At 69.0% G+C, this 24,152-nt stretch carries 19 protein-coding genes; 14 read left to right on the top strand and 5 right to left on the bottom strand.

What is annotated here, in order from left to right; translation table 11 throughout:
* Positions 1-88: 88 nt before the first annotated feature.
* Both LR394_RS26825 and LR394_RS26820 read right to left on the bottom strand, forming a co-directional pair.
* Positions 89-2,704: a hypothetical protein gene (locus LR394_RS26825; protein WP_231447130.1), complete on the bottom strand. Its 2,616-nt coding sequence runs from the start codon at positions 2,702-2,704 to the stop codon at positions 89-91.
* Between the two features lie 24 nt (positions 2,705-2,728).
* The gene (locus LR394_RS26820) at positions 2,729-3,373 is read right to left on the bottom strand and encodes a ribonuclease H family protein (protein ID WP_231447128.1); all 645 of its coding nucleotides are present in this window, start codon (positions 3,371-3,373) and stop codon (positions 2,729-2,731) included.
* Between the two features lie 304 nt (positions 3,374-3,677).
* On the opposite strand from LR394_RS26820, the gene LR394_RS26815 reads away from it, so the two are divergent.
* Positions 3,678-5,309, top strand: coding sequence for a CYTH and CHAD domain-containing protein (locus LR394_RS26815; protein ID WP_231447125.1), 1,632 nt, complete (start codon positions 3,678-3,680; stop codon positions 5,307-5,309).
* A gap of 148 nt (positions 5,310-5,457) precedes the next feature.
* Complete coding sequence (locus LR394_RS26810) at positions 5,458-6,729, top strand: aminotransferase class I/II-fold pyridoxal phosphate-dependent enzyme (protein WP_231447123.1); 1,272 nt, start codon at positions 5,458-5,460, stop codon at positions 6,727-6,729.
* Between the two features lie 63 nt (positions 6,730-6,792).
* Here LR394_RS26810 and LR394_RS26805 read toward each other — a convergent pair whose 3' ends face one another.
* Both LR394_RS26805 and LR394_RS26800 read right to left on the bottom strand, forming a co-directional pair.
* A complete protein-coding gene (locus tag LR394_RS26805; RefSeq protein ID WP_231447121.1) occupies positions 6,793-7,482 on the bottom strand; it encodes a hypothetical protein in 690 nt (229 codons plus the stop codon).
* 193 nt (positions 7,483-7,675) lie between these two features.
* Positions 7,676-8,554 (bottom strand): DUF4230 domain-containing protein, encoded by an 879-nt coding sequence (locus LR394_RS26800; protein WP_231447119.1) that lies wholly within the window; start codon positions 8,552-8,554, stop codon positions 7,676-7,678.
* A 201-nt stretch (positions 8,555-8,755) separates the two neighbouring features.
* Here LR394_RS26800 and LR394_RS26795 point away from each other — a divergent pair, with 201 nt between their 5' ends.
* The 10 genes from LR394_RS26795 to LR394_RS26750 all read left to right on the top strand — a co-directional run bounded on the left by LR394_RS26795 (position 8,756) and on the right by LR394_RS26750 (position 21,037).
* Positions 8,756-9,766, top strand: coding sequence for a metal ABC transporter solute-binding protein, Zn/Mn family (locus tag LR394_RS26795; protein ID WP_231447117.1), 1,011 nt, complete (start codon positions 8,756-8,758; stop codon positions 9,764-9,766).
* Positions 9,766-10,590 (top strand): metal ABC transporter ATP-binding protein, encoded by an 825-nt coding sequence (locus LR394_RS26790; protein WP_231447115.1) that lies wholly within the window; start codon positions 9,766-9,768, stop codon positions 10,588-10,590. Before LR394_RS26795 ends, LR394_RS26790 begins: the two co-directional genes overlap by 1 nt.
* Positions 10,587-11,429, top strand: coding sequence for a metal ABC transporter permease (locus LR394_RS26785; protein WP_231447112.1), 843 nt, complete (start codon positions 10,587-10,589; stop codon positions 11,427-11,429). Before LR394_RS26790 ends, LR394_RS26785 begins: the two co-directional genes overlap by 4 nt.
* Before the next feature lie 605 nt (positions 11,430-12,034).
* Positions 12,035-14,287 carry a putative bifunctional diguanylate cyclase/phosphodiesterase gene (locus LR394_RS26780; protein WP_231447111.1) on the top strand — a complete coding sequence of 751 codons (2,253 nt, stop codon included), beginning with the start codon at positions 12,035-12,037 and terminating at the stop codon, positions 14,285-14,287.
* Positions 14,284-14,823: a DUF5317 domain-containing protein gene (locus tag LR394_RS26775; RefSeq protein WP_231447109.1), complete on the top strand. Its 540-nt coding sequence runs from the start codon at positions 14,284-14,286 to the stop codon at positions 14,821-14,823. Before LR394_RS26780 ends, LR394_RS26775 begins: the two co-directional genes overlap by 4 nt.
* A 102-nt stretch (positions 14,824-14,925) precedes the next feature.
* Positions 14,926-15,933, top strand: coding sequence for a LacI family DNA-binding transcriptional regulator (locus tag LR394_RS26770; RefSeq protein WP_231447107.1), 1,008 nt, complete (start codon positions 14,926-14,928; stop codon positions 15,931-15,933).
* Positions 15,934-16,150: 217 nt separating this feature from the next.
* Positions 16,151-17,782 carry a glycoside hydrolase family 13 protein gene (locus LR394_RS26765; RefSeq protein WP_231447105.1) on the top strand — a complete coding sequence of 544 codons (1,632 nt, stop codon included), beginning with the start codon at positions 16,151-16,153 and terminating at the stop codon, positions 17,780-17,782.
* A 20-nt stretch (positions 17,783-17,802) separates the two neighbouring features.
* Positions 17,803-19,173 (top strand): ABC transporter substrate-binding protein, encoded by a 1,371-nt coding sequence (locus tag LR394_RS26760; protein WP_231447103.1) that lies wholly within the window; start codon positions 17,803-17,805, stop codon positions 19,171-19,173.
* Positions 19,174-19,175: 2 nt separating this feature from the next.
* Positions 19,176-20,126, top strand: a complete 951-nt coding sequence (locus LR394_RS26755) for a carbohydrate ABC transporter permease (protein ID WP_231447101.1) — start codon at positions 19,176-19,178, stop codon at positions 20,124-20,126.
* Positions 20,123-21,037 (top strand): carbohydrate ABC transporter permease, encoded by a 915-nt coding sequence (locus LR394_RS26750; protein WP_407937134.1) that lies wholly within the window; start codon positions 20,123-20,125, stop codon positions 21,035-21,037. Before LR394_RS26755 ends, LR394_RS26750 begins: the two co-directional genes overlap by 4 nt.
* Positions 21,038-21,040: 3 nt before the next feature.
* On the opposite strand, the gene LR394_RS26745 is transcribed toward LR394_RS26750, so the two are convergent.
* Entirely contained in the window at positions 21,041-22,108 is a 1,068-nt protein-coding gene (locus LR394_RS26745; RefSeq protein WP_231447097.1) for an ABC transporter substrate-binding protein, read from the bottom strand.
* A gap of 149 nt (positions 22,109-22,257) precedes the next feature.
* Between LR394_RS26745 and LR394_RS26740 the strand changes: the two genes are divergently transcribed.
* Both LR394_RS26740 and LR394_RS26735 read left to right on the top strand, forming a co-directional pair.
* Entirely contained in the window at positions 22,258-23,103 is an 846-nt protein-coding gene (locus LR394_RS26740) for a DUF2993 domain-containing protein (RefSeq protein WP_231447095.1), read from the top strand.
* Positions 23,104-23,173: 70 nt separating this feature from the next.
* Positions 23,174-24,152: carboxylate-amine ligase (locus tag LR394_RS26735; protein WP_231447093.1), on the top strand; the 979-nt coding region annotated here is incomplete at its 3' end.

Below are 24,152 nucleotides of genomic sequence, written 5' to 3'. Positions count from 1 at the left end.
GGACCTGACCGCGAGAGCGTGACAGGAGGGACGCCGGTCCGCCCGTACCGGCGCTGCACTCTCGCGGTCAGGTCTGCCCCGGCTCAGTTCAGCGCCCGGCCAGTTCCCGGGCATGCATGATCACTACCGGGTCCTGCCAGAACGAGGAGTGGAAATGCGTCGGGGCCAAGACCGCGCCGTGCTCCGGCTCCAGTGACGGTGGGTCCAGACTGATCACGTCGACCTCTCCACAGGCGGAAGGCCGTTGCAACGGTTTGGGCAGGCCGAACACCCAGCCGCCGATGTAGTCGCTGCGCCGCACCACATTCCGCCAGCGAGGCCGGGGTGGCTCCGGGGCCTTCACATTCTCCGGCGCCGGTTCGATCTCCGACGGCTCGCGCTCGGCTGACGGGAGCCCCTGCCCAGTGGTCGGCGTCCGGCCCGGTTCGGAGTCGCTCAGCAGATCGCGCAGGGCCAGCGCTGCCTGGTAGCCGAAGTAGGCCGGAAAGGCCCGCCCGTAAAGCCGCCGCAAAGGAGCGGCGAGAGTCAGCAACGAAACCCGGCCAAGGACGTCCTCTGGTAGCTGGGCCACCACCGCCACACTGATCACGGTGCCCTGGCTGTAACCGGTCAGCAGCACATGGCGGGGCATCACCTGGATCGCGCCGGGCACCTCGCCCGGTACCGGAGTGGTGTGGCGTTCGGCCTTGCGGGCTCCGGTCAGCACCCAGATCCGGTCGACCAGCTCGGGCACCGCCTGCTCGGCGTAACAAGGCGGGGCCAGCGGATGCACCGCCCGAGGCCAGAAAGTGCCCACGTCCCAGATGATCCCGATGGTCTTCCGGGCATTGGGCGAGCGGATCTGCGCCCGCAGCAACCACACGCCCGACGCTGCCAGCAGCCCGCCGATGAAAACCCCGAGCGTGGGAACGACTCCGGCGATACCGGGGAAGGCCTGGGTGGTGTGGGTGATGGCGAACGCCTCGAAGGCCCAGAAGAAGAGCGCCCAGCACACCGTCACCCCGGCGATCACCCCGGCCACGTGGTCGGTCAGCGAGGCCAGCGCCCAGTTCTTGGCCACCTTGCGAACCGCCTCGCGCGGGGCGTCCTGCTCCGACGGCGGGTACCACTCGATCACCGGGTCCGGTCCGCCGTCCAGGCCCGGTCCGGGCCCGGCCTCGCCCAGGAACCGCTTGGTCAGCTGGCGATAGCGCAGGTAGAGCAGCCCGCCGATGATCAGCATCGGGACCAGGTTGAACACTGCGGCGGCCGAGTAGGCGAACATCGAGTCCGGCAGCAGGATCGTGCCGTCCCAGTCCACGTCCTCCTTGTGCAGGGCCAGGCCGGTGGGCTCGCCGAAAATCCGCGCCACCGAAAGGTTCAGCGCCGAGGTCAGCACCCCGCCCAGCAGGATCCCGAGCAGGGCGATCACCGGCGAGGCGTACCCCCGCAGGAACGGCTGCCAACCGGGCTGGCTGGGCTCGCGCGATTGCCGCAAGAGCACCGCCACCAGCACGAGAAGCACTGCGGCAAGACCGAACTGGGCCACGGTGAGAATGGTGACGGCGCCGAGCAGGCCGTGCGGGGCGTGCCGCAGCGGGTCCTGGGCCTGCAGCGGATTCATCGGGGCCTGCTCGATCACCCACGGCGAGGCCACCACCCAGGCCGCCAGCACCAGCGCGGAAGTCCAGGCCAGGGCCTTGAACGCGGTGGCGAAGCGGGCGGTGTCGTCGTTGCCGCCGACGGTGTCCCGGTCGGCGACGAAGCCCGCCAGCAGCACCGCCCCGGCCAGGATCACTGCGGAAACCGCGATCTGGATCTGCTGCCAGAGGCCGAAGTTCTCGGTGCAGCCGGCCAGGGCCAGCGAGATGGTGGCGAAGGCGACGGCGATGTGGGTGTTGCGTAGTCGGGCGGCCGCGGCCGCACCCCGCCAGAATCCGCGGTCGCGCAGCGTGAGCCGGCCGGAAGGCAGCCGGTCGCGCCGGTTCTCGCCGTCCACCTGCACGCCCGGGGCGTAGCTGCCGCGGCCGGAGCAGAACGCTTCGTAGTGGCCGGCGGTGGCGGCACCCGCGTACCAGAGGCCCCCGATGATCACGGCCACCGCCACCGTGGCCACAGACATCCGGGTGGCGGTGGAGGCCTCGGTGTACCAGCTCAGCCACCACCAGGAGACGCCGAGCCGGGCGATCCCGTTCTGCCACGCGACGGTGGACAGGAAGAGCGTGACCAGACTGCCGACGAACTGGGCGGTGGCGGCCAGGGCGAGCAGCCGGATCACCACCCGGGCCAGTGCGTGGACGCTGCGCAGCCGCCGGGCCCGGCCCTTGGCCGGGCCGGCCGGAAGCATGTAGTACGAGATGTTGTAGAGCATGAACGGCAGGAGCAGCAGCCAGGACGCCGAGGCCAGCGCCCGCCGGGTCAGCCCGCCCCAGACGTAGGCCTCCAGCGGCCAGGGCACCGAGGCCCGGGCCACCCCGTCCGGACTCCAGCGCCGGTAGAACGCGGTCGGGTCGCTACCGGCCACCTTGACCACGTTGGGATGCTCCAGCATCACCGAGCCGGTGCTGCCGGCCACCCCGTGCACCCGTAGCTCCAGCGGCAGGTCCGGCTCGTCCTCCCACTGCTGGTCCACCAGGGCGCCGGCCCGCGCGGCCTGCGCCGGGCTGGTCAGGTCGTCGCCGTCGTACCCGTAAGGGCTCTGAAGTCCGAGCGAGATCCCCGACACGCTCTGGCGCCTCCCTCTGGTCGGTCAGACCTGGGCTTTGCCGGCCTCCACGGCGAGCTGATCGACCAGGTCGTTCATGGCGTCGCCGGAGTGCCCCTTGACCCAGCGGAAGGAGATGTCGCCGCGCTCGCGGAACGCCTCGATCAGCGGCTCCCACAGGTCCCGGTTGGCCACCGGCTTCTTCTGGCTGTTCACCCAGCCCCGGGCCAGCCAGCCCTTCCACCACTCGTCGCGGAAACAGTTCACGACGTAGGTGGAGTCGCTGACCACGACCAGCGGGCCATCGAGGGCCTCGATCGCCTTCAGCGCGGCGCTGACCTCCATGCGCTGGTTGGTGGTCTTGGCCTCGCCCCCGCTGCCCTGGCGCCCGTCCTTGGTGGCCCAGGCCCAGCCCCCCGGACCGGGGTTGCCCGAGCAGGCACCGTCGGTCCAGACCTCCAGCGCACCGTCGGGCTCGGCCATGTCGGGCCGGCGGGCCTTGCCGCTCTTCACCGTCCGGGCCGGTGCCGAAGGCGTGTCCAGACCGGGCAGCAACGCCTCGTTCTCGCTGGCCGCGGTGGCACAGGTGGAGTGCACCCAGCGCTGAGCGGCTTTGGAGATCTCCTCGCCAGGCATGATCCGGCCCGAGCACTGGGCGCAGGTGGTGGGAAAGCGGGCGGTCATCGGCATCGCGCCAGTCTAGGCAGTCAGCGATCACCCCTTGTTCTCCACGTCCAACACCTTGCTACGAAACCGAAAGGTCCGCATGTGCGGGTTCGTCCCCGTCCGTACCGGTGGTCCCATCCGGAACCAGGGGCCGCTGGGCGCACGTTGTCGTTGGTGAACACCATCTGAACAGGCAAGGTCTGACAGATGACGCAGAGTTGTTCACCTTGGTTGTTTATGGTGGCGGCCCGGGGGGTCGATTCAGTACCTGCCATCTCGCCGATCGGGCGAGGACCAGGGCAGACGCAGACATGGGAAGGGAAGATCAGTGGCGGCCGGAACGCATCACGAGATCGAGATCAAACTGGACGCCGATCCTGACTTCGCGCTCCCGGACCTGAGTGTCCTGCCGGGCGTGGCCACCGTCGGCGCGGGCGAGGAACAACAGCTCGAGGCCACCTATCTGGACAGCGCCGACTTCCGGCTGATCCGCACCGGCACCACGTTGCGCCGGCGTACCGGCGGCACGGACGCGGGCTGGCACCTGAAGCTGAAGCAGCCGATCAAGGGCGACGAGGCGGACAGCCGGCTGGAGATCCACAAGCCGCTGGGCCGCAGCGTCCGCACCGTCCCGGCCGCCCTGCTCGGCCTGGTCCGGGTGCAGCTGCGCGGGGCCGAGGTGGCCCCGGTGGCGCTGATCTCCACCACCCGCACCGTGCGCGAGCTGCGGGCCGAGGACGGAACCGTGCTCGGCGAGGTGGCCGACGACCTGGTCACCGCGCATGCCCTGGGCGAGGAGACCGAGGCCACGGCCTGGCGGGAGATCGAGGTCGAGCTGGTCGAGGGCGACCTGGACCTGCTCAAGGCGGCCCGCGAGCTGCTGCTCGAGCACGGTGCCCGCCCCTCTGACGTGCACTCCAAGATCAGCCGCGCCCTGGGCGAACGGCTGGGCACCCCCGAGCCCGCCCCGGTCGTCGAGACCGGGGAGGGGCTCCTGACCACGCCCCCCAAAAAGAAGAAGGGCAAGAAAGCGGTCAGGGTTCGTCAGCCGCAGGAGACCGTGGTGATCGCCCCGGTCGCCGCCGGAGACGTCGCCCACGAGTACCTGAGCGCGCAGTTCGCCCAGCTCACCGCCATGGACCCGCGGGTGCGCCTGAACCAGGAGGACGCGGTGCACCAGATGCGGGTGGCCACCCGCCGCCTGCGCACCGCCCTGGCCAGCTTCAAGCCGCTGTTCGCCGAGGATTCGCTCACCGAGCTGCGCAACGAGCTGAAGTGGCTCGGCTCGGACGTGCTCGGCCCGGTCCGCGACGCCGAGGTGATCCGCGAGGCGCTGCTGGCCGACATCGCCGAACTACCCACCGAGCTCGTGCTCGGCCCGGTCGCCCGGCGGATCCGGCTGGAGATGAACGCCGAGTACAAGGCCGCCCACAAGAGCGCCGTCACCGAACTCGACGGCGACCGGTACCTGGCCCTGATCAACGCCCTGGAAGCCTTCGTCACCGACCCGCCGTACAGCGAGCGGGCCAGCAACCCGGCCGAGGACGAGCTGCGCAAGATGGTCCGCAAGGCCGCCCGCCGGGTTCGCGAGCACGCCGAGGGCCTGGGCACGGAGCCGGTCGGCAGCCCGGAGCACGACTTCCACCTGCACGAGATCCGGATCAAGGCCAAGCGCGCCCGGTACGCCGCCGAGGCGGCCAAGCCGACCATCGGCAAGCCCGCCAAGAACGCCGCCAAGGCGATGGAGGCGATCACCGAGACTCTGGGCAACCACCAGGACGGGGTGGTCCAGCGGGAATGGCTGCGCGATCTGGCGGTGCGGGCCTTTGGGGCGGGTGAGAACGGATTTACGTTCGGTCTGCTGCACGGCCGGATCGCCGGCGAGGCCGAGCACGACGAAAAGTTGTTCGCCGGAGCGTGGGAAGAGGCCCGGGCTGCTCTCGCGGCCTGGCCCGCCTGATGTAAATCTTGCGAAACCGCCGGTCAGTAACAGCAAATCGCTGACCGGCGAAATGGTCCTGCGCGCGATATCCGTGAGGGGAGAACGCCGGGCGCCGGTAGGGTCGTGACCGGCAGACGCCACACAGCAGCTCCCCGGGAGAGAGACGATGACCACCGACTTGGGCGCGCAGGACCTCACCGCGCTCCTCGACAGCGCTCGCCAGGACTATTCGGAACTGGCCGGCCGCGGCCTGAAGCTCGACCTCACCCGGGGTAAGCCGTCGCCCGATCAGCTCGACCTGGCCGACGACCTGCTCACGCTGCCCGGCGCCCAGATCTTCAAGGCGGCCGACGGCACCGACACCCGCAACTACGGCGGCCTGAACGGTCTGCTCGAACTGCGCCAGATCTTCGCCGACCTGCTGAACGTCCCGGTGGGTCAGCTCCTCGCGGCCGGCAACTCCAGCCTCGAGCTGATGCACGACGCGTTCGTCCAGGCCCTGCTCAGCAAGCTGCCCGGCGCCGAGTCCCGCTGGGTCGACCAGGGCCCGATCAAGTTCCTCGCCCCGGTGCCCGGCTACGACCGGCACTTCTCGATCTGCGAGCGCTTCGGCATCGAGATGATCCCGGTGCCGATGACCGAGACCGGCCCGGACATGGCCGTGGTCAGCCGACTGGTCGCCGAGGACGCCTCGATCAAGGGCATCTGGTGCATCCCGAAGTACAGCAACCCCACCGGGGTCACCTACTCCGACGAGACCGTCCGGCAGCTGGCCGAGATGCCCACCGCCGCACCGGACTTCCGGATCTTCTGGGACAACGCCTACGCGGTGCACCACCTCACCGAGGAGCGGGTCGAGGTCGCCGACGTGCTCGGGCTGGCCACCGCCGCGGGTAACGCCGACCGGGTGTTCGTCTTCGGTTCCACCTCGAAGATCACCCTGGCCGGGGCCGGCGTCGGCTTCTTCGGGGCGTCCGAGGCCAACATCAAGTGGTGGCTGGGCAACCTGGGCAAGCGCTCGATCGGCCCGGACAAGATCAACCAGCTGCGCCACGCCACCTTCCTGGGCAGCGCCGAGGGCGTGCTGGCGCACATGGACAAGCACCGGGCGGTGATCGCGCCGAAGTTCGAGGCCACCCTGCGGATCCTGGCCGAGCAGCTCGGCGGCACCGGCCTGGGCACCTGGACCGAGCCCAAGGGCGGCTACTTCATCACCCTGGAGGTGCCGGCCGGCACCGCCTCGGCGATCGTCGCCCGGGCCGCGGAGATCGGCGTGGTGCTGACTCCGGCCGGTGCCACCCACCCGCTGGGCCAGGACCCGGACGACTCGATCATCCGGATCGCCCCGACCTTCCCGAGCCAGAGCGATCTCGAGGCGGCCGTCTACGCGCTGACCACCTGCGTGAAGCTGGTCGGGTACGAGCAGCGGCAGAAGTAAGACCCCGCAAACCACCAATGGGGGACGTTGTGCGCGCCTTGCGCACAACGTCCCCCATTTGTTTTAGGCGAGGGTGGCTACCTCGGTGCTGCAGGTGTTGCCCGCCGCCAGTTCGTCCAGGGCGGCCCGCGCCTGCTCCTCGGTCGGGTAGCGGTTTACCGAGCCGTCGATGCCGGTGGCCCCGGTGCCGTCCTCGGTGACCTCCAGGACGGTCTGCTCCACCGACCACGGCTGGTCCTTGAAGCTCAGGTCGTAGCCGAGGGTCAGCTCGTTCAGCTCGCTGTAGTCGTCATCGCCGATGCATCCCAGATCCCGGTACGGGTCGGAGAGCCCACGGTCGTACCGCAGCGGCTGGCCGTCCTTGTCGTAGGTGTCCACCAGGCCGCAGTCGGCGAAGGCAGTCACGTAGGTGCTGCGCCCCTGCTCGATCAGCGCCACCACGTCGTGGTTCAGGTGCAGCACCCGCACCCCGACCTCCGGGCCGCCGGCGTTGGCGATGGGCTGGGAGTAGACGGCGCCGCTGGCGGTACGGATCCCCTTCAGGCTGTCGCTCACCCAGACCTCGTCGTTCGCGCCGTCGCCATCAACATCCCCGGCGCCGGCGAAGGCGGCTCCCTGAGGCACTTCGTTGCCGTTAGGGGCGCACACCTCGGTACCGGTAGAACCAGTGGGGTCGCCGGCCACTGCGGCGGAGGCGACCGAAGCGCTGCCCAGGGTGAGCGCGCTCGCCCCCAGCAGAGTCGCCGCTGTCATCGTTCCGAGAGTCTTACGCACGGAATTGATCCCTCCGTGAGACGTTGCCGATCGCTTGTGGCAACCGGCCGTACAGGAAGTGAGATGCGCGCCCCGGGGGAGAAAGTTCGGAACGATCAAGCAACCAAAACCAAATGGGGGACGTAGCTGCGCAAGTTGCGCAGCTACGTCCCCCATCGGTCGGGGGTTGGGACTACCCCGCGAAGTTCACCGTGACCTGGGTGAATCCGAGCGGCTCGAGCAGGCCCTCGAGAATGGCCCGGGTGTTCTTCTCGGCCCGGTCCCGCAGTTCGTCGGTCTCCGCGGCGGCCTCGGCCAGCCGCTGCGAGGCCAGCGAGTACAGCTGCTGGGTCTCGGCCGAGTTGTCGCTGAAGGCATCCTTCGCGCGGTCGAACAGGCCACGGTCCTGGCTGTAGACGTAGCTGCGGTCGTAGTCCAGCGTGGGCGCGCTCAGCGTGGGCGCCGGCAGATTGATCGTGGCGTGGGTCCGGTCCGCGTTCACCTCGACGGCCCCATCACCCAGGTTGCTCAGGTTGACCCCGCTGTCCACCGAACCGGCGGCGATGAACAGCGTGCGCTCCCCGGCCAGGAACGAGGGCACCGGCTTGACGTCCTTCTCCACGTCGACCACCAGCTCGTAGTAGCCGCTGGCCGCCTCGAACTGGCCCAGGTCCTGGATGGACTGCAGCACGGCGGGCCCGGAGCGGTCGATCTCGGTGCTGCCGAACATCCCCTTGAACGGGTTCAGCCGGTCCAGCGCCCCGGTGGTGAGGTTCAGGGCCAGCGCCCCGGAGACGATAAGTACCGCGATGACCAGGGCGAAGGTGAGCGCGCGGGAACGCGGACGGCGCTCGGGAGCGGTGCGGTAGACGATCGTGTCGCCGCCCTTGTCGCCCTTGCTGGGGGGCTCGGGCGCGTCCTTGCCGCGCACCGGGCGCCGGACCGCGTTCTTGGCGCGCTCCAGGGCACCGGCCCGGCTGGCCGTGGTGGTGGAACCTGCCGGTAGCTCCTGCGTGCCGGAGGAGGCGGAATCGGTCTTGGACTCCTGGGACGTTGTTCCGGTCTTGGCCATGACGCCCTCCACCCTCACCTGTCTGCTGGTCCGATTGGTCGGTATTGCTCGCGTTCTCGAGCCTCGAAGATCGTCTCACCTAGGACGCTCGTTCGCCTGTTCGAGTTGCATTCGGTTCCGTGGTAGCTTGAAAACGCTTATGAGCATCATTCTCAAGTAACCTTGTCCCAGGTGAACAGGCTTGGAAGGACGGCGTCGGCGATGGCGTGGAACGGTAAGCGGCGGACTCTGGTGCTCGGCACGGCCTCGGTGGCGGTGCTCGGGCTGGCGGCCTGCGGGAGCGGCTCGGAGGGTTCCGGCGACGCCGGCGCCTCGGCGGCGGACGCGCTCAACGTGGTGGCCGTGACCAACGTGTACGGCGACATCGCGGCCCAGGTCGGCGGCGACGCGGTAGAGGTCACCTCGATCATCAGCAGCGCCACCCAGGACCCGCACTCCTACGAGGCCGACACCCGCACCCAGCTCGCGGTCACCAAGGCCGACCTGGTGATCGAGAACGGCGGTCACTACGACGAGTTCATGGACAAGCTGATCGAGGCGGCCGGCGGCACGCCCACGGTGATCAACGCGGTCGAGGTCTCCGGGCTGGAGTCCGCCGAGGAGGAGTCGCACGCCGAGGAGGAGGAGCACGCCGAGGACGAGGCGGCCCACTCGGAGGAGGAAGAGCACGCCCACGAGCACGAGCACGGCGAGTTCAACGAGCACGTCTGGTACGACCTGGAGAGCATGCAGAAGGTCGCCGACCAGATCGCGGCCGACCTGGGCAAGGCGCTGCCGGAGCGGGCCGCCGAGTTCACCGCCAACGCCAAGGCCTTCAACACCGAGCTGGACGGCGTGATCGAGCTGCAGGACGCGGTGGCCACCGAGCACAAGGGTGAGGGCGTGGCGATCACCGAGCCGGTGCCGCTGTACCTGCTCGAGCACATGGGCCTGGAGAACAAGACCCCCGAGGGCTTCAGCGAGGCCATCGAAGAGGGCAACGACCTGCCCATCGCGGTGCTCAACGACACCCTGAAGATCTTCTCCAGCGGCGACGTCAAGGCTCTGGTCTACAACGCCCAGACCACCAGCCCGGAGACCGAGAAGGTGCTGGCCCAGGCCAAGGCCGACCAGGTCCCCACGGTCGCGGTCACCGAGACGCTGCCCGAGGGCCAGACCTACGTGGCCTGGATGAAGGCCAACGTCGAGGCGGTAACCTCAGCGCTCGGATGATGAGCGAAAAAGACCACGGCACCGAACTGGTCCGCCTCCAGGGCGCCGCGCTGGGCTTCGAGACCGGCCGGCCGCTCTGGCAGGACCTGGACCTGAGCGTGCACCCGGGCGAGTTCGTCGCGGTGCTGGGCGCCAACGGCTCGGGCAAGACCACGCTGCTGCGCGCCCTGCTCGGCCTGCAGCCGCTGTCGGCCGGCACGATCGAGGTGCTGGGCAAGTCGCCGAAGGCCGCCCGGCGGGAAGTGGGCTACGTGCCGCAGCAGCGGCGCTTCGACCCACTCACCCCGGTGCGGGCCCGCGACCTGGTCGGCTACGGCTACGACGGTCACGAGTGGGGCCTGCCGGTGCTCAACCGGCGCCAGCGCCGCGAGCGGATCGACGCCGCGCTCGCCGAGGTCGGAGCCACCCGGTTCGCTGACGCCCCGGCCTCGCGCCTGTCCGGCGGCCAGCAGCAGCTGCTGCGGATCGCCCAGGCCCTGGTCTGCGACCCGCGGCTGCTGCTGTGTGACGAGCCGCTGCTCTCGCTCGACCTGAACCATCAGCGCGAGGTCTCGGCCGTGGTCGACCGGCGCCGGCGCGAGCACGAGACCGGCATCGTCTTCGTCACCCACGAGATCAACCCGGTGCTGCCCTACGTCGACCGGGTGCTCTACCTGGCCGGGCAGCGCTTCACCATCGGCCCGGTGGACGAGGTGATGACGTCCGAGACCCTCACCCGGCTGTACTCGTCCCCGGTGGACGTGCTGCGGGTGCGCGACCAGCTGGTCGTCGTCGGTGTCCCCGACCACCCGGCCCATCAGTCGGAACCGGTGGAAGAACCGTGAGCTGGGACAAGATCTTCAACTTCACCGACTACAGCGAGCTGCTGCCCCTGGTGCACAACTCGCTGCTGGCCGGTCTGATCCTGGGCCTCGTCGGCGGTCTGATCAGCACCTTCGTGGTGATGCGGGACCTGCCGTTCGCGGTGCACGGGATCAGCGAGCTCTCCTTCGCCGGGGCCTCCGGCTTCCTGCTGCTCGGCCTGAACGTGGTGGCCGGCTCGCTGCTCGGCTCGGTACTGGCGGCCCTGCTGATCGGCCTGCTCGGCGTGCGGGCCCGCGACCGCAACTCCTGGATCGGCGTGCTGATGCCGTTCGGCCTGGGCCTCGGGGTGCTCTTCCTGGCCCTGTACGAGGGCCGCGCGGCGAACAAGTTCGGCCTGCTCACCGGGCAGATCGTGGCGATCGACACGCCGGCCCTGTCCTGGCTGGCGGTGATCTCGGCGGTCGTCGCGGTGGTCATGCTGCTGATCTGGCGCCCGCTCTCGTTCGCCAGCACCGACCCGGAGGTGGCGCAGGCCCGGGGCATCCCGATGGGCCCGCTGGCACTGCTGTTCATGCTGCTGCTGGGCCTGGTCGTGGCGATGGCGGTCCAGGTGGTGGGGGCGCTGCTGGTGCTGAGCATCGTGGTCACCCCCGGCGCCGCGGCGGTCCGGCTGGCCTCCACCACGCTCGGCGCCACCGTGCTGAGCATCTGCTTCGCCACCGTTTCGATGATCGGTGGAATCCTGCTGGCGCTGGGCAGCAGCGTCCCGATCAGCCCCTACGTCACCACCATCTCGTTTGCGATCTACCTCCTGTGCCGGCTGATCGCGATGGGCAAGGGCCGCAGCCGCGCAGTCTGAGGCGGATCTTTTCCGGTGCGGGATTTCTCAGCTGCCTCGCCGCTGCGCTTTGGCTGCCTGCCTGCGCACTTGGCTTCTCCGGGGTGCAAAAGGTACGTATCCCCTGTTTCTTTTGTGATCCAGGTCGCATCTTGATGCCGATGTGTGCGCCCAGTGATGTCCGGTAAGAAAGGTGTGACGGATTTTTCGTCCCGAACCGGATCGGCGGGCAGATCTCGCGCGCTCGGTACTAATTCGGGACGAATGCGGCGATAATGGACGAGTCGAGGTGGACCGCGCCGGTGGTGCGGTTGCTGGAACAGCCGCCGGGATCGTTCATCGCTGACCTCCCTCGCCCTCGACCCGCGGGCCAGCGCGGACAGGCATGTCTGGTCGGGTTCGAGGAGGGTCCGATGAACGAGTTCAAGGCAACGGCGTACGTGAAGGCCGCAGGTGTCGTGGCTTCTGTCGTCACTCTCGCCACGCTGGTGGGCGCGTCCTACAAGTGGACGTGATCGGTCACTAGACCAGCGGCTGCCGGTCCTCAGTCCATCCGTCCGATCGGCGCGGTGCCGTCGATCTGAGAGTAAGCCGGAACCGGGCGGTGCCCGGGGAGGAAGGGTGGCATGACCGTCAGTGGATCCACCGCGATGCTGCGGCCCCGGATCCCTCCGGTCACGCCCTTGGGCCTGTTCGTCACGGCGGTCTGCCTGGTCGCCCTTCCTCTCCTGGCCTGGTCGCTGGGTGCCCTGTTCGTCCAGCCGACGGCGTACGGGGTCAACCGGCTCGTCATCGTGCTGCTCGTGCTCGGCGTCGTCCTCGGTGAGATGGTCCAGGTCGAGGTGGCCCTGCGCGACGCCGGGGCGGCCGCCCTGACGCTGTCCACCACGTTCACCCTCGCCCTGATCTTCGTCGCCCCGCTCGGCCTGGTCGTCCTGGCCCAGGCCATTCCCCTGGTCGTGGACGACGTGAAACGCGGCAAGCACTGGTCGCGGCCGGTGTTCAACCTGGCCCAGTACGTGATCTCGGCCGCCGCCGCGCGGGGGACCTTCAGCCTGATCGCCGGCCAGGAGTTCTTCACCCCGCGAGACTTCGCCAGTTCCGAGGTCGGCGCCGCGATGGTCGCCTCACTGGTCTACCTGCTGGTGAACATGGGCCTGGTGGTCACCGTCATCGCCCTGGCCGGCCGCCAGCTGCAGCTGTCCCGGCTGTGGGCCGACCTGCGCCAGCAGTTCACCACCGCCGGCCCGATGGTGGCGATGGCCCCGGTCTTCCTGGCGGTCACCGACTTCTCCCTGTGGCTGCTGCCGTTGCTGCTGATCCCGATCGCCGCGGTCCAGGCGATCTCCCGGCTCGCCCTCGAGCACCGCGACAGCGCCCGGCACGACCCGCTGACCAAGCTGCCCAACCGCTCGTACTTCCTGCTCCAGCTCGACCAGACCCTGGCCGCCCGGCCGTCCGGTGCGAACCCGGTCGCGGTGATGTTCATCGACCTCGACCACTTCAAGGAGATCAACGACACCCTGGGCCACGAGGCCGGCGACTCGCTGATCCGCGACATCGGCCACCGGCTGCGCTCGGCCGCGACCGCCGAGGTCACCGTGGCCCGGCTCGGTGGTGACGAGTTCGCCGTGCTCACCGAGCTTCCGGCCGGCGAGCAGCCCCCGCTGGCCCAGGCCATCGCCCTGGCCGAGCGGCTCGGCTCCACCCTGGACGAGCCGGTCAGCGTGGCCGGGGTCCGCCTGGAGGTGCGGGCCAGCATCGGCATCGCCCTGGCCCCGCAGCACGCCCAGGGCAGTGCCGACCTGCTGGCCAAGGCCGACATCGCGATGTACCTGGCCAAGGGCAACGGCGGCGGGGTGGCGGTCTACGACCCGAGCAAGGACGAGAACACCACCGAACGCCTGGTCCTGCTCACCGAACTGCACGATGCGCTCGGCCGGCCGGACTCCGACCAGCTCACCGTCTACTACCAGCCCAAGTGCGACACCCACACCGGGCAGGTGGTCGGCGCCGAGGCCCTGGTGCGCTGGCGTCACCCCGAGCGCGGCCTGCTCGGCGCCGAGAAGTTCATCCCGGTCGCCGAGACCGCCGAGCTGATCACCCAGCTCACCCTGGTGGTGCTGGAGCAGGCGATCCGGCAGGCCCGGGTCTGGCTGGACCAGGGGCGCTGGCTCGGCGTGGCGGTGAACCTGTCGGTGCGCCACCTGGCCGACGTGCGCCTGCCCGAGCAGGTGAACGAGATGCTCACCCGCCACCGGGTGCCGCCCGCACTGCTCACTCTCGAGGTCACCGAGAACACGGTGATGACCGACCCGCACCGGGCGGTCGCAGTGCTGGCCATGCTCCGGGCCGGCGGGGTGAAGATCGCGATAGACGACTACGGCACGGGCTACTCCTCGCTGGCCTACCTCAAGCGCCTGTCGGTGGACGAGCTGAAGATCGACCGGAGCTTCATCATCGGCATGACCAGCGACGACAACAACCAGATCATCGTGAAGTCGACCATCGAGCTGGGCCACAACCTGGGCCTGAGGCTGGTGGCCGAAGGCGTGGAGGACGCCGAGACCTGGCGCCACCTGCAGACCCTGGGCTGCGACGTGATCCAGGGCTTCACCGCCCAGCCTCCGCTGCCCGCCCCCGAGTTCGACGACTGGCTGCGCCGGTGGGACGCCGACCAACGCGAAGCCGCCATCGTCGACCTGCGCCTGAGACCCCCGGCCACCACCTCCGAGCTCGTCGCTGCGGCACCGGCAACCTCAGCTCCCTCGGCCGCCCGACCCCCCAAGGTCACCCCGGCCACCACGGCCGCGAAAACCCGGCCGAGTTCGTCGTCCCGGCACGCCCGTCCGGCTCGTCAGACCGGGAAGCCCGCATGATCGTGGGCGTCCTCGCCCTGCTGGCGGTCCTGGCCATTCCGTTGACCGGCGGCAGCTTTCAGCAGTTGGGGCAGATCCGGATCCGGGCCTGGTGGCTGCTTCCCCTGGCCCTGGTGCTCCAGATCCTGGTGATCAGCGTCCTGCCCGACCTCCCCACCGCCTTGGCCGCGTCGGTGCACGTTGCCACCTATGCCTTGGCCGGCATCTTTCTGTGGCTCAACCGGGCGGTGAAGGGCGTACTCCTGGTGACGCTGGGGGCGATGGCGAACGGTGTGACGATCGCGGTAAATGGGGGCACGCTGCCGGCTTCGCGCTGGGCGGTGGAAACGGCGGGCCTGGACCACCGCGAGGGCTTCGTGAACTCGGGCGTGCTGGAGAACCCCCGTCTGCCCTGGCTGGGAGATGTCTTCGCGATCCCGGAAGGCCTGCCCTTCGCGAACGTCTTCAGCATCGGCGACGTGCTGATCGTGGCCGGGGTAGTGGTGCTCATCGTGGCCAACAGCCGGACCCCAGAACCCGCAGCGCAGAACCAGTAGGCGCTGCCGAGGGGGCCTCTTTTTCGGGCCTTCGGCGGGAGCCGTGCCAACCGTCTTGCGCAAGCAATGCAAGTAGCTTGCGCAAAGGCGTACTCTTCTTCCGTGACCCGAAGACTTGCTGAGGTGGCCAAGAAGGTCGGCGTCAGCGAGGCCACGGTCAGCCGGGTGCTGAACGGTCGCCCCGGCGTCAGCGAGGCCACCCGCCGCTCGGTCCTGGCCGCACTCGACATCCTGGGTTACGAGCGGCCGACCCAGCTGCGGGGCGACCGGGCCCGCCTGGTCGGGCTGATCCTGCCCGAGCTGCAGAACCCGATTTTCCCTGCCTTCGCCGAGGTTCTGGCCGGCGGCATCGTGCATCGCGGGCTCACCCCGGTGCTGTGCACCTGCTCGGCGGGTGGCATGAGCGAGCCGGCCTACGTCGAGATGCTGCTGGAGAAGCAGGTTTCCGGGGTGGTGTTCTTCGGCGGCGCCTCCAGTGAGGCCGACGCGGCGCACGACCATTTCACCCAGCTCGAGAACCGCGGCATTCCGGTGGTTCTGATGAACGCTGCGGTGGAAGGCCTTGACTTTGCCACGGTCTCAACCGATGATGCCGCGGCCGTCGAGCTGGCCTTCGCCCACCTACGCTCGCTGGGCCACGAACGCATCGGCCTGGTGCTCGGCCCACCCGACCACGTGCCCTCACGGCGTAAGAACGAGGCGTTCGGCAAGCTGGCGGCCGGGGCCGGACTACCCGGTCCCGAGCTGGTCGAGCACACCATGTTCACCGTCGAGGGCGGTCAGCTGGCCACCTCGCTGCTGATCGAACGTCAAGCCACGGCAGCCATTTTCGCCAGCGATGTCCTGGCACTGGGTGGGGTCAAGGCGGTGCGGCGGGCCGGCCTCAGCGTGCCCCGGGACTTCTCGGTGGTGGGCTTCGACGACTCGTTCCTGATGAACTGCACCGACCCGCCGCTGAGCACGGTGCGCCAGCCGATCGAGTCGATGGGCCGGGCCGCCCTGACCCTGCTGCTCAACCAGATCGACGGCGGGATGACGATGGATCGGGAGCTGCTCTTCGAGCCCGAGCTGGTGGTGCGCTCCTCCACCGGCGCCGTCCCGCGCGGCTGAACCTCAGCCCTACTTCCGGCTCGGGCACACCGGTCTTCCAGGCTTGCTCCCGGGGCGCTGACGCTCGGCAACCAGGACAACGTTGACGCAAAACAACGTCGTTCTTCGCAAATTTGTCGCACTCTTGCGTCAAAAGATTCGGCTATTGCAAAAGACTGTGGGCGACCTTACGGTGATCGCACCCTCGGGCCGCAATCCGCAGGAAGTGGGACAAATAATGTCGAGCTGGTGGCGCAACGCCGTCATCTACCAGGTCTACGTGCGTAGTTTCGCCGACTCGAACGGCGACGGCGTGGGCGATCTGGAGGGTGTGCGGGCCCGGCTGCGCTACCTGGCCGACCTGGGCGCGGACGCGATCTGGTTCACTCCCTGGTACCCGACGCCGATGGCCGACGGTGGGTACGACGTGGCCGACTACCGTTCGATCGAGCCGGTTTTCGGAACGATCGAGCAGGCCGAGCAGCTGATCGCCGAGGCGGGACGACTGGGCCTGAAAACCATTGTGGACGTGGTGCCCAACCATGTCTCCGAGGCGCACCCCTGGTTTCGGGAGGCCTTGGCAGCACCGCCCGGAGACCCGGCCCGCGAGCGATTCTGGTTCCACCCCGGCCGGGGCGAGAACGGCGACGAGATGCCGACCGGCTGGGTGTCCAGCTTCTCCGGCGACACCTGGACCCGTACGACCAACCCGGACGGCACACCGGGGGAGTGGTACCTGCACCTGTTCACCCCGCAGCAGCCCGACCTGAACTGGACGAACCTGCAGGTCAGGGCCGAACACGAGGAGATCCTGCGGTTCTGGTTGGACCGTGGCGTGGCCGGCGTCCGGATCGACTCGGCGGCGATGCCGGTGAAGGACCCGGCACTGCCCGAGGTGCCGGCCCGGCCGGAACCGGGGGAGCACCCGTTCATCGACCGGGACGAACTGCACGACATCTACCGAGGATGGCGCGCGGTGACCGACGCCTACCCGGGCGAGCGCATCCTGGTCGGCGAGCTGTGGCTGGAGGACGCCCAGCGGTTCGCCCGCTACCTGCGCCCCGACGAGATGCACACCGCCTTCAACTTCGACTTCATGGCCCGGCCCTGGGAGGCCAAGGAGCTCCGGGCCTCGATCGAGGCCACGCTCGCCGCTCACGAGCCGGTCAACGCCCCTGCCACCTGGGTACTTTCCAACCACGACGTGACTCGCCCGGTGACCCGGTACGGCCGGGCCGACTCGTCGTTCGCCTTCACCGCCAAGCGCTTCGGCACCCCGTCGGACCAGGAACTCGGCACCCGCCGGGCCCGCGCCGCGGCACTGCTGGTCGCCGCCCTGCCTGGCTGCCTCTACATCTACCAGGGCGACGAACTTGGTCTGCCCGAGGTCGAAGACATCCCGCTGGAAAAGCTCCAGGACCCGATGCACTTCCGCAGCAACGGCGTGGATCCCGGCCGGGACGGTTGCCGGGTACCGCTGCCGTGGTCAAAAACCAACGCCAGTGCCGGATTCAGTCCTGATCAAGCCGACCAAGAACCATGGCTGCCCCAGCCGGCCGGCTGGGCCGATCTCAGCGTGCAGACCCAGCAACAAGACCAAGGTTCGATGCTGAACCTGTACCGAAGCGCGCTGCGGATCCGCAGAAACCTCCTGAGCCACCACGTCTTCAACTGGATTCCCTCGACCGAGCACGTCATTGCCTTCACCCGCTCGGAAACCTTTGCCTGCCTGGTGAATCTCGGCGTCGAGCCGGTACCCCTGCCCGATACCGCGCAGGTGCTTCTGGCCAGCGACACCCTCAACGAGCACGAGCCGGTCCTGCCCCCCGACACCGCAGCCTGGCTGCATCTACCGGAACGCCAATCGTAACCGAAAACCGAGGAGCGACAATGTTGTCCATCCGCGCAACGGCAGCCCTGACCTTCGCCGGGCTGGCCGGAATCGGTCTGCTGTCCGCCTGCGGCAGCGACTCCGAAGGTGACGAGGCAGCCGGCGGCAAGGTTTCGATCACGGTGGCCAGCGACGCCGGCCTCACCCCCGAGGCGATCGCCTCCTTCGACCAGCAGATCGCCTCGTTCAAGAAAACCCATCCGAACATCGAGGTGGTCCGCGAGGAATACACCTGGACCGGGCCTACCTTCGCCGCGAAGCTGGCCGGCGGCACCCTGCCCGACGTGTTCACCGTGCCGTTCACCGACGGGCGCACCCTGATCGCCCGCCGCCAGGTGGCCGACATCAGCGAAGAAGTCGCCGAACTGCCCTACGCGGGCCAGTTCAACGAAACGGTGATCGCGGCCGGGCAGAGCGAGGACGGCAAGATCTCGATGCTGCCGACCGCCGCGTACGGCCAGGCCCTGCACTACAACCGCGCGCTGTTCGAGGAGGCCGGGCTCGACCCCGACCAGCCGCCCACGTCCTGGAGCGAGATCCGTTCCGCGGCAAAGCAGATCGCCGACCGGACTGGCCAGGCCGGCTACTCGGTGATGACCAAGGGCAACACCGGCGGCTGGATCCTTTCCACCGAGGCGTATGCGATGGGCGGCCGGATGAGCCAGGCCGAGGGCGAGAAGCAGAAGGCCACGATCGACAACCCGGGTGCGAAGCAGGCGCTGAACCTGATCAGGTCGATGCGCTGGGAAGACAACTCGATGGGCTCGAACTTCGGCTACGACTGGAACTCGATCAACCAGGCGTTCGCCGCGGGCAAGATCGGCATGTACGTCACCGGCGGCACCACCTACGAGAACCTGGTGGCGCAGAACGAGATCGAGCCCAGCGAATACGGTTTGAGCGTGCTCCCGCTGGAGGGAACCGATGCCGGAGTGCTGGGCGGCGGCACCCTGGCCGCGGTCAGCGTCAAGGCCAGTGAGGCGGAGCGCAAGGCCGCGGTGGAGTGGATCGACTTCTTCTACATGCAGAAGCTGATCACCGAGGACGGCGCGAAGCGGGACGCGGAGAACCGGCAGGCCGAGAAGCAGCCGGTCGGCACCCCGCAGCTGCCGGTGTTCGACCAGGCCACCGAGCAGCAACGGCAGGGCTGGATCGCCGACTACGTGGACGTGCCGCTGGAGCAGATGTCGCACTACACCGAGGCCGCGGCGGCGCAGCCCCTGGTGCCCGAGCCGCCGGTGGCCACCCAGGACCTGTACGCCGCCCTCGACCCGGTGGTGCAGAAGGTGCTCACCGACCAGAACGCGAATGTGGACGAGCTGCTGGCCGCGGCGAACACCGAGGTCCAGACCATCTTTGACCGGAACTGAGGATGAGCGTGACCGATCGGGCCGCGCCCGGTGCCGCCGACGTCCAAAAGCCACCCGAGGTCAGACGGCAGACCAAGGGTGTGCGGGGCAACGGCCTGGCCACGGTGATCTTCCTGCTGCCGATGCTGATCGCGTTCGGCGTGTTCTCCTGGTACCCGATCGGCCGGTCGCTGCTGATGAGCGTGCAGCAGACCAACCTGATCAGCCCGGCCGAGTTCGTGGGTCTGGAGAACTACCGCTACGTGCTGCAGGACCCGGACCTGTGGACCGCGGTCCGCAACACCGGCTACTTCGCCGCCCTGGCGCTGGTCTTCGGCTACCCGATCCCGCTGCTGCTGGCCGTGCTGATGAGCGAGGTACGGCGCTGGCGGGGCATTTACACCGCGCTGGCCTATCTGCCGGTGGTCGTACCGCCCGTGGTCGCGGTGCTGCTGTGGAAGTTCTTCTACGACGGCGGCCCGGACGGTGTGTTCAACACCCTGCTGGGCTGGATCGGCCTGGGCCCCTACGCCTGGCTCAACTCCTCCTCGCTGGCCATGCCGTCCCTGGTGCTGGAGGCCACCTGGGCCGCGGCCGGAGGCACGGTGATCATCTATCTGGCTGCGCTGACCGCGGTGCCGCCGGAGTTGTACGACGCGGCCGAGGTGGACGGCGCCTCGATCTGGCAGAAGGTCTGGCACGTGACCCTGCCGCAACTGCGCGGAGTGCTCCTGGTGACGCTGATTCTGCAGCTCATCGGCACTGCGCAGGTGTTCTTGGAGCCCTACCTCTTCACCGGCGGCGGCCCCTCGAACGCCACCCTGACCGTCCTGTTGCTGATCTACAACTACGCCTTCGGCAGCAGTCTGAGCGGTGACTTCGGCGCCGCCACGGCCGCCAGCGTGATGCTCGCGACGGTGCTGGCCCTGCTGTCCGCCCTGTACTTCCGGCTCACCCGCGCCTGGAGCCAATGATGCCCGAAACCCAGCCCGAGACGTCCACAATTGAAGACGAACGCGGCATCCTCTCGCTGTACGAGCGCCGCAAACCCGTTTACAAGCGGACGATCACGGTCACCGAAGTGGGTCTGCTCGGCTTTCTGGTGGTGATCGGTCTCGGCCCGCTGCTCTGGCTCGGCAAGGCTGCGATCACTCCTACCCGCGACACGTTACGCGAGCCAATGGCGCTGTGGCCCAACGGCTTCGACTTCGCCAATCTGGGCACCGCCTGGAACCACGAGAACCTGGACCACTACTTCCTGAACACCCTGGCGGTGGCCGGCGGGTCGTGGGCCGGCCAGCTGCTGGTGGCCACGACCGCCGGTTACGCGCTTTCGGTGCTCCGGCCGCGCTACGGAAAAATCCTCACCGCAATGGTTCTCGGCACCATGCTGGTCCCGGCCGTGGTCCTTCTGGTTCCGCTCTACCTGACCGTGCTGGACGTGCCCGGCCTGCAGATCTCGCTGATCAACTCGTTCTGGGCGGTCTGGTTGCCGGCCGCCGCCAGCCCGTTCAACGTCATTCTGGTCAAGCGGTTCTTCGACAACCTGCCGCGCGAGGTGTTCGAGGCCGCGATGGTGGACGGCGCGGGCCCGTTCCGGCTGTTCTGGTCGATCGTGCTGCCGATGTCCCGGCCGATCCTGGGCGTGGTCTCGGTGTTCGCCGTGGTCGCGGCCTGGAAGGACTTCCTCTGGCCGCTGCTGGTGCTGCCCGACCCGGACAAACAGCCGCTGTCGGTGCGGCTGCCGGTCCTGGCCGAGGTGATCCAGCTCGACGTCCTGCTGGCCGCCCTGTTCATCTCCACCCTGATCCCGGTGGTCCTGTTCCTGGTGTTCCAGCGATTCTTCCTGCGGGGAGCCGGGCTGAGCGGCGCGGTGAAGGGCTGAGCCTCAGACGTGCTTGGTCAGCTCCGGCACGAAGTTGTCCAGCATCCAGAACGAGGACAGCACCGTGGGCCGGGCGAGCGCCACGGCGAACGACGTGCCCTGCTGTCCGTCCAGGACCAGGGAGTGCCCGGCGCGGGTGGCCGGGAGCTCGGAGAACTCCGGGTCCGCGGTGATGTCGTCCGCGTCGTACTCCCCGTCCGCGACCAGCACCAGCAGGTCGGAGTTGACCCGGGAGAAACCGTCCTCCGGTACCGGCACCGCCCCGGAACCGAACTCGGTCAGGCCCGCCTGGTCGGCGTCGAAGGCCATGTCCTCGATCTCCGGGTTCTGCTCAAAGCCCAGGCTCTCGAAGAACTGGAACGGGTTGGAGCTGTCCAGCGCGGCCCACCAGCCGGAGTCCTGGAGGGTCAGCGAGGCCACCGTCTTGCCGGTGAACTGCGGGTTGGCCTGGCTCACGCCCTCGGTCCGGGTCTGCAGCCGATCCAGCAGCTTGCGGCCCTCGCCGGGGATGCCCAGGGCCTCGGCGATGTGCATGGTCTGGTGGTCGAACTTCAGCTCGTCGAACTCCCCGACCATCAACGGGCCGGTGACCACCGGGGCGATCTGGCTGAGCCGGTCGTAGACGTCCTGCTCCACGGTGAGATCGGTCTGCAGGATGAGGTCGGGTTCGAGCGCCTCGATCTGCTCGAACCGCTGGTTCTCCTGCGACACTTCGGCACTTTCGAGCTCGGGGATCACCGCTGGCCGGTTCTTCAGCCGGTCCTCGGCCCAGGGCCCCACACCCGAGTCGCCGAACATGCTCCAGGCCCCCACCCCCACCGGCTCGGTCCCGAGGGCGATCGCGGTGTCCGCGTCGCCGTAGCCGAGCGCCACCACCCGCCGGGGCTGCTCCTTGATCGTGATCGGGCCCTGCGTGGTGCTGATGGTGACCGGGAACTTCGGCGCGGCGGCCGGTTCGACTCCGGCCGGGGCGGCCGAGCCGGAGATGGCGGTGGTCGGTGAGACCTCGTCGGATCCGCAGGCGCTCAGCAGGCCGGCGACGACGAGCACGATCAGCAAAGGACGATTCACGCGCGAAAGAGTAGTTTGCTCCGGTTTCGAGGTGAAGGACTTCGGCCCTCCCGGGCCCGGCTCTCTTGCTGACGTGCAGGTGCACTCGGACGTTCCGGCTCACGTGAACCGGCAATGGGCCGACAGCTGGATGGTGTTCGATGGAGCGGATGCAGTCCAGACGCGGGACGGAGCGGAGCAACGTGCAGGCAACCCGGCGTAGTCGTCGGCGCAAGACGCTGACTCGTACCGCCTTGGGCGTGGTGCTGCTGGTCGCGCTGACCGTGGCCGCGAACGTGGGGCTCACCCGGTACGTGAAGAACAGCGTGGTCGAGGCGCTGAGGTGCGTCAGCGGGGACGACACGATCACTCCCACGGTGACTCTCGGCGAACGGCCGTTACTGGTCGACCTCGCCGGTCAAGAGGTGTCCCAGATCCGGATCAGCGATCTGTCGGCCAGTTCGATGCAGACCGTCGCCGGTAGCGACGGCCCGGAGCTGAACGGCGCCGCCTTGAGCATCACCCTGCGCGGCCTGGGGGTAGGCCTGGGGGAACGGCCTACGGTGAAGTCGGCCGAGGCCTCGGTCAGCCTGCCCTGGGACAGCCTGGACAGTGCACTGGCGGCGGAAGCACCTTCGGACGACCTGGTCGGCGCCACCCTCAGTGAGGAGGACGGGCTGCTGGCCCTGACCCTGCCGGACGGGGTGGCCGGGCAGTCGGTCAAGGTGCTGGTCCGCCTGGAGCCCGAGGGCACGCAGCTGAGCGCGACTCCGGAGTCGATCGTGATCGGCGGCCGCAAGGTCGGGGTCGGCCTGATCTCCCTGCTGGGCGGCGGTCTGCTGCGGGACGAGAACGGCCAGAGCCAGCTGCAGCCGCGCACCATCGATCCGCACCTGCCCGAAGGCACCTCGCTGGAAGAGATTCGCGTGCAGTCCGAGGGCCTGAACCTGAAGCTGGCGATCGACCCCGAGCGGATGCCGGATCACAGTGCCGCCGGCCGTGACTGCCTGGCCTGAGACCGGGCTTCGGCCGAACGGCTGAACGTCTGCGGGCGCGAGCTGAGCTGATCATGGCCACACTGACGCCATGAACCGCAGGCGCACAGTGGGGGTGGAGGAAGAATTCCTCCTGGTCGACAAGCACGGTGTGCCGAGCCCGGCCGGGCCGAAGCTGGCCGACGGCCCGGACCAGGGCATCGAGCACGAACTGCAGCAGGAGCAGGCCGAAACCGGGTCGCAGCCCCGCACCGAGCTCGCCGAACTGGCCCTGGACCTGCGACAACGCAGACAGCACCTGGCCCGCCAGGCGGCCGGTTCCGGGGTGCAGGTGGCCGGCCTGGGCACCAGCCCGGTCCCGAACCAGCCCACGCTGTTCCCCGAGGACCGCTACCGCAGCATGGTCGACAGCTTCGGCCCGACCGCCTCCGAGGTGCTCACCTGCGGCGTGCACGTTCACGTCGGGATCGCCTCGGAGGCCGAGGGCATCGTGGTGATCAACAACGTGCAGCCCTGGCTGTCGGTGATCCTGGCGCTGAGCGCGAACTCGCCGTTCTGGCAGGGCAACGACACCGGGTACGCCAGCTACCGCCGCCAGGTCCAGGACCGCTGGCCCAGCGCCGGCCCGACCGCGCCGTTCCGCAACCCGGCCGAGTACCACGCCATGGTGGAAACCCTGATCGGCTCGGGCGTCATCATCGACGCCGGGATGGTCTACTACGACGCCCGGCTCTCGGCCCGCTACCCCACGGTAGAGCTGCGGGTGGCCGACGTGGGCGCTGAACCGGACAGCGCGATCGTGGTCGCAGCCCTGTGCCGGGCGTTGGTGGACTCCGCGGCCGCCAGCGGATCGTGGACGGTGGAGGCCCGGCCCGAACTGCTACGCGGCGCGGCCTGGCTGGCCTCGAGGTACGGCCTCAGCGGCGAACTGCTGGATCCGGTCTCGGGACAAGCATTCTCGGCGGAGGCCCGATTGCAGCAGCTGGTCGACCAGGTGCGCCAGTCGCTGATCCGGCACGGGGATCTGGCGCTGGTCGAGAGCGGACTGCACGACCTGCTGCAGCACGGCA

Source organism: Kineosporia babensis (assembly GCF_021129305.1).
In the GTDB taxonomy this organism is placed as follows: Bacteria; Actinomycetota; Actinomycetes; order Actinomycetales; family Kineosporiaceae; genus Kineosporia; species Kineosporia babensis.
Note: the sequence above shows the minus strand (reverse complement) of the source record. Positions and strands in the feature narration are given on the sequence as shown.